At 74.3% G+C, this 15,012-nt stretch carries 13 protein-coding genes and 1 tRNA gene; 6 read left to right on the top strand and 8 right to left on the bottom strand.

The window, feature by feature from the left end; translation table 11 throughout:
* Window positions 1-6 precede the first annotated feature (6 nt).
* The 4 genes from EV372_RS19310 to EV372_RS19295 all read left to right on the top strand — a co-directional run bounded on the left by EV372_RS19310 (window position 7) and on the right by EV372_RS19295 (window position 4,518).
* Window positions 7-1,665 carry a (2,3-dihydroxybenzoyl)adenylate synthase gene (locus EV372_RS19310; RefSeq protein WP_130397115.1) on the top strand — a complete coding sequence of 553 codons (1,659 nt, stop codon included), beginning with the start codon at window positions 7-9 and terminating at the stop codon, window positions 1,663-1,665.
* Window positions 1,666-1,832: 167 nt separating this feature from the next.
* Window positions 1,833-2,030: a (4Fe-4S)-binding protein gene (locus EV372_RS19305; RefSeq protein ID WP_130397114.1), complete on the top strand. Its 198-nt coding sequence runs from the start codon at window positions 1,833-1,835 to the stop codon at window positions 2,028-2,030.
* A gap of 249 nt (window positions 2,031-2,279) precedes the next feature.
* Window positions 2,280-3,602, top strand: a complete 1,323-nt coding sequence (locus EV372_RS19300) for a salicylate synthase (RefSeq protein WP_130397113.1) — start codon at window positions 2,280-2,282, stop codon at window positions 3,600-3,602.
* A 58-nt stretch (window positions 3,603-3,660) separates the two neighbouring features.
* Window positions 3,661-4,518: a class I SAM-dependent methyltransferase gene (locus tag EV372_RS19295; protein WP_130397112.1), complete on the top strand. Its 858-nt coding sequence runs from the start codon at window positions 3,661-3,663 to the stop codon at window positions 4,516-4,518.
* A 257-nt stretch (window positions 4,519-4,775) separates the two neighbouring features.
* On the opposite strand, the gene EV372_RS19290 is transcribed toward EV372_RS19295, so the two are convergent.
* From EV372_RS19290 to EV372_RS19260, 6 genes are all read right to left on the bottom strand, one after another.
* Window positions 4,776-5,930: a chorismate-binding protein gene (locus EV372_RS19290; RefSeq protein ID WP_130397111.1), complete on the bottom strand. Its 1,155-nt coding sequence runs from the start codon at window positions 5,928-5,930 to the stop codon at window positions 4,776-4,778.
* A 381-nt stretch (window positions 5,931-6,311) separates the two neighbouring features.
* Window positions 6,312-7,715 carry an ATP-binding cassette domain-containing protein gene (locus tag EV372_RS19280; RefSeq protein WP_130397109.1) on the bottom strand — a complete coding sequence of 468 codons (1,404 nt, stop codon included), beginning with the start codon at window positions 7,713-7,715 and terminating at the stop codon, window positions 6,312-6,314.
* Window positions 7,708-8,559 carry an ABC transporter permease gene (locus EV372_RS19275; protein WP_253797156.1) on the bottom strand — a complete coding sequence of 284 codons (852 nt, stop codon included), beginning with the start codon at window positions 8,557-8,559 and terminating at the stop codon, window positions 7,708-7,710. Before EV372_RS19275 ends, EV372_RS19280 begins: the two co-directional genes overlap by 8 nt.
* Window positions 8,556-9,554: an ABC transporter permease gene (locus tag EV372_RS19270; RefSeq protein WP_130397108.1), complete on the bottom strand. Its 999-nt coding sequence runs from the start codon at window positions 9,552-9,554 to the stop codon at window positions 8,556-8,558. The genes EV372_RS19275 and EV372_RS19270 overlap by 4 nt, the downstream gene beginning before the upstream one ends.
* A complete protein-coding gene (locus tag EV372_RS19265) occupies window positions 9,554-11,068 on the bottom strand; it encodes an ABC transporter substrate-binding protein (protein ID WP_130397107.1) in 1,515 nt (504 codons plus the stop codon). The genes EV372_RS19270 and EV372_RS19265 overlap by 1 nt, the downstream gene beginning before the upstream one ends.
* A gap of 953 nt (window positions 11,069-12,021) precedes the next feature.
* Window positions 12,022-12,095 (bottom strand) — tRNA-Pro (locus tag EV372_RS19260).
* Between the two features lie 165 nt (window positions 12,096-12,260).
* On the opposite strand from EV372_RS19260, the gene EV372_RS19255 reads away from it, so the two are divergent.
* A complete protein-coding gene (locus EV372_RS19255) occupies window positions 12,261-13,193 on the top strand; it encodes a helix-turn-helix domain-containing protein (protein ID WP_130397106.1) in 933 nt (310 codons plus the stop codon).
* Window positions 13,190-13,729, top strand: coding sequence for a dihydrofolate reductase family protein (locus tag EV372_RS19250; RefSeq protein ID WP_130397105.1), 540 nt, complete (start codon window positions 13,190-13,192; stop codon window positions 13,727-13,729). The genes EV372_RS19255 and EV372_RS19250 overlap by 4 nt, the downstream gene beginning before the upstream one ends.
* Window positions 13,730-14,048: 319 nt before the next feature.
* On the opposite strand, the gene EV372_RS19245 is transcribed toward EV372_RS19250, so the two are convergent.
* Together EV372_RS19245 and EV372_RS19240 are read right to left on the bottom strand one after the other, a co-directional pair.
* Window positions 14,049-14,546, bottom strand: a complete 498-nt coding sequence (locus EV372_RS19245) for a 2-thiouracil desulfurase family protein (protein WP_130397104.1) — start codon at window positions 14,544-14,546, stop codon at window positions 14,049-14,051.
* Between the two features lie 139 nt (window positions 14,547-14,685).
* Window positions 14,686-14,973, bottom strand: coding sequence for an AbrB/MazE/SpoVT family DNA-binding domain-containing protein (locus tag EV372_RS19240; protein WP_130397103.1), 288 nt, complete (start codon window positions 14,971-14,973; stop codon window positions 14,686-14,688).
* Window positions 14,974-15,012 lie beyond the last annotated feature (39 nt).

The following is a 15,012-nucleotide window of genomic DNA, read 5'->3' as shown; positions in this document are numbered from 1 at the left end:
GCAGAGATGACCAAGAGCGCAAACATGCCCGTAACAGCTCGGGAGCAGGACTGGCCGGGGTGGCCGGAGGAGGCGGGTCAGCGCTACCGAGCGGCCGGGTTCTGGCGCGAGGAGGTCCTGGCCGACCTGCTGACGCGCCAGGCGCAGCAGCGCCCCGACGCCGTCGCGCTCGTCGACGGCGAGCGCCGGTGGTCCTACGCCGAGCTGGCCGCGGAGGCGGGAACGGTGGCGGCCGGGCTGTACCGGCGGGGGCTGCGCCGGGGCGACCGGGTGGTGGTGCAGCTGCCCAACCGGGCGGAGTTCCTGCTGCTCTGGTTCGGGCTGCAGTACCTCGGCGCGATCCCGGTCCACGCCATGCCCGGGCACCGGGGGCACGAGATCTCCCACCTCCTGCGGGTCACCGGCGCGGTCGGCTACGCGGTCGCCGACCGCCACGCCCGGTTCGACTACCGGCCGCTGGCCGCGTCCATGCGCGAGGAGCACGAGGTGCTGCGCCATGTGATCGTCGTCGGTGACACCGGCGGGGTCGAGGACGCCGTCGGCTTCGAGGAGCTGCGCTCCGGCGCGTCCGGTGAGCGCGTTCCCGGCTCCGGGCGCCCCGACCCCGGCGACATCGGACTCCTCCTGCTCTCCGGAGGGACCACGGGGACGCCCAAGCTCATCCCGCGCACGCACCGGGACTACGCCTACAACGCCCGCGCCGCCGCGGCCGCCTGCGACCTGACCCCGGACAGCGTCTACCTCGCGGTACTGCCCGTCGCCTTCAACTTCACGATGTCCTGCCCGGGGGTCCTGGGCGCGCTCACCGTGGGCGCGACGGTGGTCATGGCGCCCAGCCCCGCCCCAGAAACGGTGTTCCCCCTGATCGAGCGCGAGGGCGTGACCGTCACGGCGCTCAGTCCGCCGATGGTGCCCGTGTGGCTGGAGGCCTACGCCGACCGGGCTCCGGGCTCAGCGGAGCTGGACAGCCTCTCGGTCCTGCAGGTGGGGGGAGCGCGGCTGGCCGACGACCTCGCGCGACGCGTTCGCCCGACGCTGGGGTGCCTCCTGCAGCAGGTGTTCGGCATGGCCGAGGGCCTGATCAACGTCACCCGCCTCGACGACCCCGAGGAGCTGGTGTGCACCACGCAGGGGCGCCCCATCTCGACCGGTGACGAGGTACGGGTGGTCGACGAGTCCGGTGCCCCCGTGCCCGTCGGCGCCGTGGGCGAGCTGCTGACACGGGGCCCCTACACACTGCGCGGCTACTACCGCGCCCCCGAACTCGCCACCACGCACTTCACGCCCGACGGGTTCTACCGGACCGGCGATCTCGTCCGGCTCCACCCCAGCGGCCACATCAACGTCGTGGGCCGGGTGAAGGACCAGATCAACCGCGGCGGCGAGAAGATCGACGCCACGGAGGTGGAGGGCCAGCTGCTCGCCCACCCGGACGTGTCGGCGGTCGCCCTGGTGGCCGCCCCCGACCCGGACCTCGGTGAGCGCTCGGTCGCCTTCCTGGTCTGCGCGGGCGCCCGGCCCACGGTCCGCGAACTCGGTGCCTTCCTGCGCGGGAGGGGCCTGGCCGGCTACAAGGCCCCCGACCGGATCGAGACCGTGGACGCGCTGCCCCTGACCCCCGTGGGCAAGGTCGACAAGAACGCCCTGCGCGAGCGGATCCGATGAGGTCCCTCGTCACTTCTCGCGACCGGAGCGACACGTAAGGCGTTGCGACCTCAGCCACACGGATGAACGCTTCTGGCGAAAATGATTATCATTTACGATCACACAAGCGCCTTCGGGCGTTCGGCGGCCCTGCCCGGGTCGCTCCACAGTGAAGAGGACGTCCCCACGTGCGAATCACCGTCCACCCCGAGGTCTGCATCGGCGCTGGTCAATGCGTCGTCGCCGCCGACCGAGTGTTCGACCAAGGCGAGGAGGACGGGCTCGTGCGTCTGCGCACCGACCGGCCCGACCCCCGCGACCACGCGCACGTGCGCAACGCGGTCGACCGCTGCCCCTCCGGCGCGATCGAACTCACCTCGGGCTGAACCCCGGACGCGCTTCCCCCGCCGCCTCCCCCTCCCCGCCCCGCACGGAGAGACGCCGGCCGCCCCCGGTCGACGTCCCCTCGAACACGAAGGACCGGGGCTGGTCGGCACCGGGCCGCGGGTGGGCGGCCGCGGGTGGGCGACGAAGACGCGGGCGTCCTCGCTGGCCCCGACACAAGACCGGAGAAGAATGTTGACCACGGGTACACCAGACGCGGCCTACGGGGCGCCCCGGGCGAGGAGACGTCCGTGAGCAGTCGTGCAACCGAACAGGTCGAGGGACCGCTCGATCCCGCCGCGGCCGCCGCCCGGCTCGCGGGATCGGGGCTCTTCCCCGAGTACGTCCTCTACGAACGCGAGGGGGTCTGGCTCTTCGGCGGCGGTGTGCGGTGGGGGATCGACCTCGACAGCGACCGGGTCACGGTCCGAGGCGCCGACGGGACCGCCGACTCCCGCGACTACACCGGCAGCCCGGCCGACGCCCTGGACGCGGCCCTGGCCGGACTGCCCGACCCCTCCTGGCGGGTCTACGGCTGGGTGGGGTTCGACTTCGCGCTCCGGTCGCGCGGGGTCCACTCGTCGGCCCCGGGCGCGTCCGCGCGGCTCGCCCGCCTCATCGTGCCCCAGACCGAGGTCCGCATCACCGCCGACGGCGCCCGGATCAGCGGGGGCGAGACGCAGATGCGCGCGAAAGCGCTCTCCGTCCTGCGCGAGCGGGCCGCCGATCCGGTGCGCGACCGCGTCCCGGCCGATTCACGAGCCGGCGCGGAGGCCTACCGCGCACTCGTGGACGAGGCCCTGGGCGAGATCGGACGCGGCGACTACCACAAGGTGATCCTCTCCCGGAAGGTCGAGCTGCCCTCGCCCGTGGACCTCCCCGCCACCTACGCGGTCGGCCGCGGGGCCAACACCCCGGCGCGGTCGTTCCTGCTGGATCTGGACGGGCTCCGCAGCGCCGGTTTCAGCCCCGAACTGGTCGTCACGGTCGGACCCGACCGCGAGGTCCTGACCAACCCGCTCGCGGGCACCCGGGCGGCGGGGCGCGGGGAGGCGCGGGACGGCGCCGCCCGCGCCGAGCTGGAGGCCGACCCCAAGGAGATCCACGAGCACGCCATATCGGTCCGCGAGGCCGTCGCGGAGATGCGCTCGGTGTGCGCGCCGGGCTCCGTCGCGGTGTCGGAGTTCATGGGCGTCTCCGTCCGGGGCAGTGTCCAGCACCTGGCGTCCACCGTCCGGGGGCGCCTGGACGAGGACGCCACTCCCTGGCACGCCTTCGAGGCCCTGTTCCCGGCGATCACCGCGTCGGGGATTCCCAAGTCCGCGGCGATCGAGGCGATCACCCGCCTGGAGGAGGAGCGCGGGCTGTACTCCGGAGCCGTGGTGACCGCCACCTCCGGCGGTGAGCTCGACGCCGCGCTGGTCCTGCGCGCGGTCTACGAGGAACAGGGCCGGTCCTGGCTCCGCGCCGGCGCCGGGATCGTGGAGGGCTCGCGCCCCGAACGCGAGTTCGAGGAGACCAGGGAGAAACTGGCCAGCGTCCTGCCGCACGTCGTGCCCGCCTCACGGCCGTGACCGTGCCGACGGGCGAGCGCGACCGTCCCCCATCCGAGACAGCCGAGGTGGTCGTTCCTTGACAGACATCCAACAGAACGGACTGGTCCCCTACCTGCTCGCCAACCGGGCCTTCGTCGCCCCCGCCGTCGAACAGGCGGTCGGGGCGATGAACCTGTCCGGGCGCACGCGCCTGCTCGACGCGGGCACCGGCGCCGGAGGCGGGCTGGTGGCGCTGGCCCGGGCGGCCGGTCCGCAGGCCCGGGTCCTGGCCGTCGACCGCAATCCCGACGTGCTGGAACTCGCCCGGGAGCACGCGCGGTCCGAGGGGGTGGCGGACAGGGTCGAGGTACGCGCCGCCGACCTGGTCGACGTACTCGACGAGGCCGCCGAATCCGGCGACGGGTTCGAGGCGGTCTGGGCCTCGGACGTGGTCTGGCCCGGCAACTTCGACGACCCCGGGGCCCTTGTCGCGCGCGCCGCGCGCGCCCTGCGCCCCGGCGGCCTGCTGGGGCTGTTCACCAGCAACTACTACCAGGCCGTGTTCCTGCCCGGTCGCTCACGACTGGAGCGTGCGGCGCGCACCGCCTCCGAACTCAACTGGGGGCTCCCCTCCGGTGGGCCCGACCACTACGAGCGCCACACCGCCTGGATGGCCGCCGCGGGGCTGCTCGACGTGCGCGTGAGCGTCTTCCCGAGGGTGGGCTCGCCTATCGACGCCGACCCGACCGTGCGCCCCTACCTGGAGAACGCCGTCTGGCCGGAAATGCGGGAGTCGGTGCTCAAGCGCGGCACCGACGCGGGTCTGAGCCGTGAGGAGGTGGCCGAAGTCGAGCGGCTCCTGACCCCGGGCCATCCGGACTACGTCCTCGACGCCCCGGGCTACTACATGGTCCATCCGACCGTGCTCGCCCTGGGGCGGCGGCCCTCCGACTGAGCCCCCGGCCGACTGGCCCCCGCCGACCGGGGCCAGTCGGCTTCGCGGAGGGCTCACCGTCCGCGGCCGCCCGGGGGCGCGGTCCGGCGCGCCAGCCGCCACGCGGTCACGGACGGCGGGGCGGTACCCGCGCTCACGGATCCCCCAGACGTGGCGCGTCCGGAGCGGCCCTGTCGGCTGATCCCCGCCCCCGCCGCCGGGGAAGGGGTGTTCCCCGCGGCGGTGGAGGCGGGGTCCGCCGGGGCTGGGGAGCGCTCTCAGCGCACGCCCAGCGCGAACAGGAGCTCGCGCATCCTGTCGGTGCCCTCCGCCGCCCCGGCCCGGGGGCCGGAACCGGCCGTGACGCCTGCGCCCGCGAAGACGTCGATCCTCTTCGGAAAGACCTCGGCACCACCGGGGGTGAGGGCCCAATCCCCGTCGCCCCGTGCCGTGCTGTAGCCGACGGCTCCGGTGTGGAAACCCCCGCCGAACGGCTCCGGTTCGCCGATCGTCCCGGACTCCGGCCTCGGGGGGAGGCCGCACACGGCGGGGGTGGGGCGCAGGGCCGTCGCCAGGAGGTGGGCAGGAGTATCCGGATCGATCAGCGTCCCCTCGACCCGGGTGGACAGATGCCACCCGGTGACGGTGCGAACCACCTCGGGCTTCCTCGGCACGGACAGGGTCCGGCAGTAGGGCTTCAGCGACTCCGCCACCGCGTCGACCACGACGGCGTGCCCACGCCTGCCCTCGGCCGAAGCCCGCAGTCTCTCGCGGCTGCGGTAGTCCTTGGTCGGATCAGCGCTGCCCGGAGCGGAGCCGGTCAGCGGGTTGGACACCACCCGGTCCCCGCGCTTGGAGACCAGCAGCTCCGGGCTGGCTCCGAGAAGGGTGCGGATCCCTCCGCCCTGTCCCGGCAGGTCGAAGGCGAAGACGAACGCGCCCGGGTCCCACCAGAGGAGGTTGTTCAGCACCGTCGCCGGATCGACCGGTGAGGTGCTGTCCATGCGCAGGCTTCTGGCCGACACCGCCGTGTCCAGCCCGTCACCGCCCGCCGTCGGTGAGGCCGTCCGCTCCATCGACACCCCGTGTTCGCCGGGGGTGGGCACCGGTGCGGACCCCCACTCCCCCGGCAGGGGACGCCGTCGCAGGGCCGACGCCCAGCCCTTCGGCGGTTCGGGTGCGTGGCGCACCGTCCGGGGGAGCAGGAACCGGGCCGGTCGTCGCGGGTCGAAGGGGACGGCTCCCACGACCAGGCCCTCGGGCCCCGCGTCGCCGAGCAGCGAGTCGAGTCCGTGCACGTCGTCCGAGACCGCCGCCACCCCCGTGGTGTGCAGCGCACCGGTGGCCGCCGAGAGGAACACGTCCCCCGCCCTGTAGGAGGACAGGAGTTCGCCGACGGACGAGGCCGGCGTGAGCGTCCTTTGTTCAGGCATGTGTCGAGTCCTCTACGCGAGTGGGAACGGCTTGCCGTCGGAGGCGCCGCCCTGTCGCGCGCTCCCGCCGGACCGAAACGCCCGCGGGGGACGGCAGCGCTTCGGCGGGGGGTGCGACGGCGATCCCGTTTCTCCGTTTTTGAAAATGAAAACCGTTCCCAACACTACCAAAAGCCCCATTCGCCACGAAAGGCCCGTGCACACCGGAAGGACCTCAGCGGAAGAAAGCCGGACGCTCGGGAGGAGAACCCGACCGGGGCGCGATCGCGGAGCACCGCGAGGCCCGCGCCCGAGCGGTCGAGGACGAGGGCCGGTCCCCGGCGACGGGGGCGGCCGCGACGCGGTGAGCCGGGCAGGACGCGAGCGCTGCCACAGGCGGCGCTAGGGCCCCGGCACGAGACTGCGGTGCTCCGGGTCCAGCGCCAGCACCCGGTTCGCACGGTCGGCGACACGCCGGTCGTGGGTCACCATGACGACGGCCAAGCCCTCCTCGGCCCGCAGGGTGTCCAGGAGGTCCAGGATCGTGTGCGCGCTCGCGGCGTCCAGAGCGGAGGACACCTCGTCGGCCAGCAGCACCCGGGGGCGCGCGGCCAGGGCGCGGGCGATGGCCACGCGCTGGCGCTGGCCGCCGGAGAGGCGGACCGGCAGCGCGCGCCCGGTGTCCGCTGGCAGACCGACCCGCTCCAGGAGCGCGGGGACCTCGGCCGCGGCTTGGCCTCGGGTCAGGCCGCGGAGCACCACGGCCGGGCGTGCGAGTGCCGTAGCGACGCGCTGAGCCGGGTTCAGGGTTCCGGCCGGGTCCTGGGCGATCAGCTGGACGGCTCGCAGCGTTTCCCTGGCACGGTCCGCGTGTCTGGCGGGCAGGGGCCGACCACCGAGTGAGAACGAACCCGCCGCGGGAGGGTGGAGCCCTGCCAGGCTTCTGAGCAGCGTGGACTTACCGCACCCCGAGGGCCCCAGGACGGCGACCGCCTCCCCCCGGCCAACGGTCAGGTCCACCTCGTCGAGCAGCTCCCGGCCGCCCGGAGCCGTGAGACGGACCCCCCGCAGGCCGAGGAGCGCGGCACCGCCCGGGTCCCGGGGGCCCGCCGTTGCGGCGCTGCCCCCGCGAACCGGTTCGGACGCACCGATGTCGAGACGGACGTCGGCCACGCGGTCGGCGAAGCCCCGGTCGTGGGTGATCACGACGGTGCTCCTTCCGGGGCGCCCCCGCCGCCGTTCGAGGACGTCGAGCACGAGTTCCACCGTGGTGGGGTCCAGGCCGCTCGTGGGTTCGTCGAGGACGAGGAGCCCGGGATCGGCGACGACCGCCCGTGCCAGGGCCACACGCTGGGCCTGGCCTCCGGAGAGTTCGTGCGGGCGACGGCGCCACAGGGCGTCGGCGTCCAATCCCAGAGAGGTGAGCGCCGCTCGGACGGCCTCGGCGTTCGCGCCCCGGAGGCCGCCCGGCAGGGCTTCGGCGACCAGCGCGGAGACCGGGCGCAGGGGGTGCAGGTCCGAGGCGGGGTCCTGTCCGAGCACGCCGGTGCTGGCCCGGCGCCACCGGCGCGCCGCACGTCCCGCGGGCACCGGCGCTCCTTGCCAGCGCACCCGACCGGCCCGGCGCACCAGCCCGGGCGGCAGCGCGTCCAGCGCGGCCAGGACGGCGCTGGTCTTGCCGCTTCCGGAGGCGCCCATGACCGCGAGCACCGCGCCGTCCGGCACCCGCAGGTCCACCGGGCCCACCACGCGGGCGCCGTGTCCGTCCTCGACCAGCAGCGCCTCCGCGCACAGTCCCTCAGCCATCCGTGGGCTCCTTCGGTGCGGGTCCGCTGTGACGGATCCGGCTCGTGCGGTCGTCGGCGAGGTACAGCTGGGCCAGGAGGGCGAGCAGGACGGTGGTGACGCCCAGTGCCACGGCCGGCGCGCCGACGGCCCAGGGGTTGGCCGCCACGCCGGGCATGTTCTCCCTGAGCATGAGGGCCCAGTCGGGGGCAGGGGGTTCGGCGCCCATTCCCAGGACGCTCAGGGCGGCGGCGACCTGGAGCGCGACCACCAGGCGCAGCCCCAGATCGGCGGTGACCACCCCCCGCATGGCGGGGAGGACCTCCCTCGTCAGGATCGAAGCGCTCGTCTCGCCGCGCAGGAGCGCGGCCTCCACGTACCCGGAGGTGCGGACGGCGCGGACCGCGTCCCTGACCACGCGCAGGGTGAGCGGGGCTCCTCCGCACACCGTCGCGAAGACCACCGCGGCGTGCCAGGGCAGGGCGATCGCCGCCACCAGGGCCAGCAGCAGGGAGGGCAGGGCGAGCAGCAGGTCGGCCGCCGCCGTGAGGGTCCGCGAGGCCGCCCCGCCGAACCATCCCGCGGTCAGGCCTCCGGCGGTCCCGACCGCGCAGGCGCACACGGCGGCCGTCACGGAGACACCGAGCAGGCCTCCTCCCCCGGCCAGGACACGGGACCACACGTCACGGCCCAGGGCGTCGGTTCCCAGGAGGTGGCCGGGAACGGGTCCCTGCCAGGGCGGCCCCAGCGGGGATGTGGGGCTGTGTGGCGCCCACCAGCCGCCGAACAGGGCTACGGACAGGACCGCGACCGACATCAGGGGGACGGCCGCGGAGGCGAGGAGTGCGAAGGGACGGCGGTTCACGGCGAGCGCCTCCGGCGCGGTTCGGTCAGGGCGGCGACCACGTCCGCGACCAGGAGTCCGGCCAACACGACCGCGGCGGCGACCACGGCGGTGGCTTGGACGACGGGCAGGTCCCGGGAGGCGATCGAGGACACCAGCAGGGATCCGACGCCGGGATAGCCGAAGAGCGTCTCCACCAGGGCCGCGGCGGCGATCAGTCCCCCCGCGGACACCGCCATGACCCTGGTGAAGGGGGCCAGCAGGAAGGGGAGGACGTCGGTCGCCGCGATCCGCCACGGGGGGACGCCGCGTCGGCGGGCGTCGGCCACGTGGGGCAGGCGCACGGTGTCGGCCACCGCGCCCGCCAACAGGCTCGCGGCGTAGAACGCCGTGGGCAGCGCCAGGGCCGCCACGGGGAGGAACAGCAGTTCCGGGTGCTGCCAGGGCGCGGCTCCGGGCGGGAGCAGGGAGACCGGGGGTACCAGACCCAGCACTCCGGAGAACACGGTGACCAGCGCCGCGGCCGTGACAGCCGTGGGCACGGCGGCGCCTCCGGTGAGGACGGCCGTGGACGCCCGGCGGGCCAGTCTGCTCCCACCCGCCCACCAGGCCAGGGCCAGGGAGGCCGGAGCCGCCGCCGCCAACGCCGCCCCGACGACCGTGAAGGTGGCCGGCAGCCGCTGGGCGAGGGCGTCGGCGACGGGGCGGCCGTTGACCAGGGACGCACCGAGGTCACCGGTGAGCAGGGACCCGGCCCAATCGAGGTAGCGCCGCCAGGGCGCGGCGTCCAGGCCCAGCTCCTCCCGCAACTCCCGCACCTGCGCCTCGTCGGCCCCGGGTGAGGCACGCAGGTCCGCGGCGTCCCCCGGCAGGAATTCGGTGGCCGCGAACACCGCCACCGACACCAAAGCCAGCAGGAACACCGCACGGACGACGGCGAACGGGAGCCGGACCCCCGCGGCCGACCCCCGGAAGCGGGGGCGGTCGGCCGCGGGGGCCGCCTCGGGGCGCGACATCAGCCGGTGACCTCGACCCGCTCGACGAACAGGCGGTGGAAACCGGGACCGGTGGGCAGGCCGCTCACACCGGGGCCCGTCAGGTCGATACCGTCGCCCGTACCCCAGACCACGTACCCGCCGTCGTCGGCGACGCGCTCCTGCAGGTCGGCGAGCATCGCGTGGCGCTCCTCCTCGTCCTCCGTGGCCAGTGCCCCGGTGAAGTCGGCGTCCCACTCGGGAACGTTCCAGGCGGTCTCGTTGACGGGGCCGTCGGAGAGCAGGGACATGCGCGCGAAGTCCACGAACCCGTTCCCGCCCAGGCTGTTGAGGTAGAACGGTTCGACGTTCCACACCTCGGTCCAGTAGGTGTCGGGCGCACCGACCTCGATCTCGACGTCGATGCCCGCCTCGGCGAGCTGTCCGGCGACCAGGGTCGCGGCCTCCTCCATGCCCGGGTAGGAGTTGGTGGCGTGCAGGGTGAGTTCGACACCGTCCGCGTGCCCCGCCTCCTCCAGCAGTTCGCGGGCCCGGTCCAGGTCGCGCTCGACCGGGTCGAGGTCGGGGGCGAAGGGCGCGTCGGGGTTCAGGACGTCGGTGCCGGGCTCCCCGTAACCGAGGAAGACCGTCTCGACGAGTCGCTCGCGGTCCAGGGAGAGCTTGACGGCCTCACGCACGCCCGGGTCGTCGAAGGGCTCGGCTTCCAGGTCCATGACCAGCGGGTAGTTCACCCCGGCGGGCCTGGTGACCACGTGGACCTCGTCGGACTCCTCGTATTGCTGCGCGCTGACGGGCGCCACGCTGCCCGCGACGTCCGCCTGCCCCGAGGCCACCGCCTCGGCCCTCGCGGCGGGGTCGGGCATGGCGGTGATCTGGAGGGTCTCGTAGTCGGCGGCCCCGCCCCACCAGTCGTCGTTGCGGGACAGGACCGCGGTGGTGTCGTCGTGCTCCTCCAGCTGGAACGGTCCGGAGCCGACCACGGGTTCGGTGATGTCGTCGCTGCCCTCGGGGACGACGAAGGTCAGGGAGGCGAGGGCGCTGCCGACCTCGGCGTAGGGCTGGCGGGTGGCCAGCTCCAGGGTGTGCTCGTCCACCACCGAGGAGGACTCCAGGTCGAACACCGCCAGGCGTCCGTTGTTCTCGGCGCCCTTGCCCTGGATCCGCTTCAGCGAGAAGAGGACGTCGGCGGCGGTGACGGGCTGGCCGTCGGAGAAGACGGCGTCATCGCGCAGGCTGACGGTCCACAGGTCGAGGGCTTCCCCGGCCGGTTCCCAGGACTGGGCCAGGCGCGGCTGGACCGCGCCCTCCTCATCGGTCACCGTCAGCACGTCGTAGAGCATGGCGAAGCGCATGTAGTCGGCCTCGTTGCTGACGCGGCCGTGCGGGTCGTGGGTGGTGGCCGCCGGAGCTCCGACCGCCGCGTAACGCAGGGCGGCGCCGTCAGCGGAGGCCTGTTCGCCTTCGCCTCCGCTGCCGCAGGCGGTGGCCGCCAGGAGCACCGCGAAGGTGGCCGCGGGCAGGAATGGTCGTCTCATCGTTCGGCCTTTCTCGGGGGCGGGACCGCGGGCGAGGCGGTCCCGTGAGGTGTCTGCGACCGGGGGTCGGGGGCCCTGTGCTCGGGGCGGCGGGAGACCGCGTTCAGCACACGCGCTGATACCCGGACCGGCACGTCATCGTGGAACAGGGCGGTCGGTCGCCCGTGGTCCCGGTCGGACGGGCCGGGTCGGCGCGAGGGTGTGGTCCGGTTCCGGGCCGGTCCGCGCGGCCGACGGCCAGCGGCGGAGGGGAAGCGGGGCCGCCACCGCGGAGCCGGCGTCCGGCCGCGTCCGACAGCCGCGCGGAGTGAACGGGGCGGGGGTCCTCCACCGGGAGGTCGGATCGGCGGGCGGGGATCCGTTCGAAGAGGGGCCCGGGGCGGCCTCGGCCTCCAGCCCGGCTTCCTTCGACACTGAGCTGCACACCCCTGCGGTCGCGCTGGACAGGATAGTCAGTAATGAAAACCGTTTTCATTGCCGGTATGTCCATGTATAGCACCTTTAATCCCACGGATGCGACTCCGGCTCCTGAGATCCCGGGAAAACCGTCGCCACGGGGCTGGCCGCGCGGCCCCGGGAAGCCTGCCCTCCGGGCAGGTGGACGTCCGCGGCACGGGGGACACGGGGCTGCCCGGGAGCAGCACACGGCACCGGCGGCGGGAGTCCGGGCTCCGCGCGTGGAGCGAGGTGCGGCACGGGACGGCGGGGGCGCCGAGACCCCGACGGCCGCGGTTCTCCCCGGAACTGTCGGCCATCGCGGTCACAGCGGTCAGCGCCCGCCGGAAGACGCGGACCCGTGGACGCGGGCCAGCGGCCAAAGCCGATGGACGACGCCCTCAACGACGTGGGCCGAGGGCGCGCACGCCTCGGCCCCAGCCCCGCTTCCACCCCACCGGAAACACGGAAAGGGGTCCACCATCCGGTGGACCCCTCGCTGACCTGCTATTCCTCTGTCGGGACGGCGGGATTTGAACCCACGACCCCTTGACCCCCAGTCAAGTGCGCTGCCAAACTGCGCTACGTCCCGTTCGTCGAGCGGTCACCTTTTCCGGCCCCGCCGACGCAGAAGACTCTACCGCATCCGCCGGGGCGCTCGCACCGGGAAAAGCCCGCCGGGACCGGCCGCGGCGGCGGCACGGGTGGGCAAGATCGGTCAGGCGCACGAGCGCCGCCGGTGAACATACTGGTTGCCATGACCGAGCCCACCCCAGGCCGGGACCGCCTGCGCGAACTGCTCGACGCGGTCCTGGACGAGGAGAACACCCGCCTCACCGACATGGCGGACCACGCCTTCGCCTCACCGTTCCACTTCACCCGCAGACTGACCCGCGACACCGGGGAGTCGCCGGTCGCGCTGCGCCGCCGGGTGCTCCTGGAACGCGCGGCCTGGCAGATCAGCCAGGGCAGCAGCGTGACCGACGCCGCGTTCGCGGCCGGGTACGAATCGGTCGAGGGGTTCACGCGCGCCTTCGGACGCGCCTTCGGGCACCCGCCCAGCGCCACCACGGCGGGCAGCGGCACGTGGCTGTCCGCGCCCAACGGCATCCACTTCCACCCGCCGATCCACCTGTGGATCGAGGACAGACCCAAGGAGCGGACCGGCATGGACCTGATCGCCCTCCAGGTCCACCACGACGTGGACGACACCGCCCACCTGATCCGCCTCGCCGGACGGCTGTCCGAGGAGGCCTACCGGCGGGTGCGCTCACCCGGGCGGACCGTCCTGGAGTGGGACGGGCCGGAGGAGTCCGTGGCCGCCGTGCTCGACCACCTGGTCCGGGCCAAGGAGATGTGGCTCGCCTCGATCGACGGCGCCGACCTGCCCGAACGGGGCGCGGACGGCCTGGAGGCGCTGGCGGAGCGGCACACGCGGGCGGGGGCGCGCTGGATCGCCGCGGTCGACGACATCGGGCGGCGGGGCGCCTGGGGCGACCGGCTGATCGACGCCCTGTGCGACCCGCCCGAGAGCTTCGTGCTGGGCAGCGTCGTCGCGCACGTGCTCACCTTCTCCGCCCACCGCAGGCAGCTCGTGCGCCACATGCTGCGCGCGGAGGGCCTGGAGGTGGACCACGGCGACCCCATCGAATGGCTTCAGGACCGACACCACGACGGAGGTACACGATGAGCAGAACGGTCTACAACACCGCGACGAGCCTGGACGGCTTCATCGCCACCGAGGACCACTCCCTGGAATGGCTGTTCGCCGCCGACGGGGGCGATGCCCTGAACGAGACGGAGGCCTTCATCCGCGAGGCGGGCGCGATCGTGTCCGGTGCGGGCACCTACGAGTGGATCCTGAAGCACGAAGGCGACAAGCCCTGGCCCTACCAGGTCCCCACCTGGGTGCTCACCCACCGAGACCTGCCCAGGATCGAGGGTGACGTCCGCTTCGCCAGCGCCGACACCGACCAGGAGCTGCGCGACCTGCACGCCGAGGTGGTCGAGGCGGCCGACGGGCGTGACGTGTGGCTGATCGGCGGCGGCGTCGTCGCCGCGGACCTGGCCCGGCTCGGCCTCCTGGACGAGGTGGTCGTGTCGGTCGCGCCGGTCACCCTGGGCGCGGGGTCGCCCCTGCTGGCCGGGCGGGTGGACCTGAGGGTGCTGGACGTGCACCGCGCCGGGGACTTCGCCTGCATGCGCTACGAGGTCGTCCGGCCCTGACCCGGGGGTTCCGGGGTCCGCCGCCACCGGTCGGGCCCTGGAACCCGCACCCCACCCCGAACCGGGGTCCACCCGCGCACCACCGGTCGGGCCCCGGAACCCGCGCCCCACCCCGAACCGGGGTCCACCCGCGCACCACCGGCCTGGCCCGGGGGCCGCCGCTCTCCGCCCCGGCCCGGACGGGCGTCCCCGCCCCACGGAGCCACTCCCCCGGCACCACGGACGGGCGGCGCGCCCCCGAGCGCCGACGGCGGCATCTCGACGGCGTTCCGGCGCCGCCCGACGACACAGGAGCGCGGCGGCGTCCTGTCGGCGTCCCTCAGCCGCCGTCCAGCTCGCGCAGGCGCGCGGCGGCACCGGCGATCTCGTCCTCGGTGAACACCGCGACGCCGTCGTCCGCGAGCAGCCGCGCGGTGACCCCCTCGCCGGGCACCCTGCGCCCCCCGAAGGCTCCGTCGTAGACCCGGTGCACTCCGCAGGAGGGGCTCGACTCCTTGAGCACCGCCACCGCCACGCCGTGCGCGCGGGCGGTGGCCAGCGCCGCCCGGGCCCCGTCCACGAAGTGCCCGGTCACGTCCCGCCCCTCGGGGGTGAGGATGCGCGCGCGGCCCGCGAGCACGTCGGCGGCGGTCGCGCCCGGCTCGATCTCGGCGGGCGGCCGGGGCACCGGGAGGCCGCCCGCGACCTCCGGGCAGTGCACCACCAGGCGGCCCTCCTCGCGCCAGCGGGCGACCACGTCGTCCTCGACCGGCTTGGCGCGCCCGTCGTAACGCACCCGGCGTCCCATCAGACACGCGCTGACCAGCACCCTGCGCATGGACTCCCCCTCTCGGCCGCCACCACGCTACCGGGACGGCGCCACGGGCAGAGCACGCGCTCCCGGGGCGGAGCCGATCCCGGGGAGTCCGCCGGAACCGGAACCACGGGGACTCCCCCGCCTGCGTTCCGGGGTGCCGCTATCCGGCCCCGCCGGGCGGGATGCCCCCGTCGTCCTGCACGTGCTGTCGCAGCACGTCCATCAGGGCCGAGGACCCCTGGAGGTTCTCCATGAGCCGGTCGACCGTCATGAGGGCGATCCCCTGCTGGGGGTCGCCGAGGACCAACAGCTTGTCGCCGGGAGAGATGCCCAGGTCGCGGCGGGCCTTGGCCGGGATCGCGATCTGGCCGCGTTCGCTGACCGTCACCGCGCCGTAGAAGCCCCGGCCGCCGGGTCCGTAGGAGGCGCCGTCCTGCTCCGCAGCCACCCCGCCACCGCCTTCCCGTACGTGTTGCGCACAGCGTAC

It is taken from the genome of Nocardiopsis sp. CNZ308, from assembly GCF_004217075.1.
The sequence above is the reverse complement of the archived record's forward strand: the minus strand, read 5'-3'. Positions and strand labels throughout refer to the sequence as shown.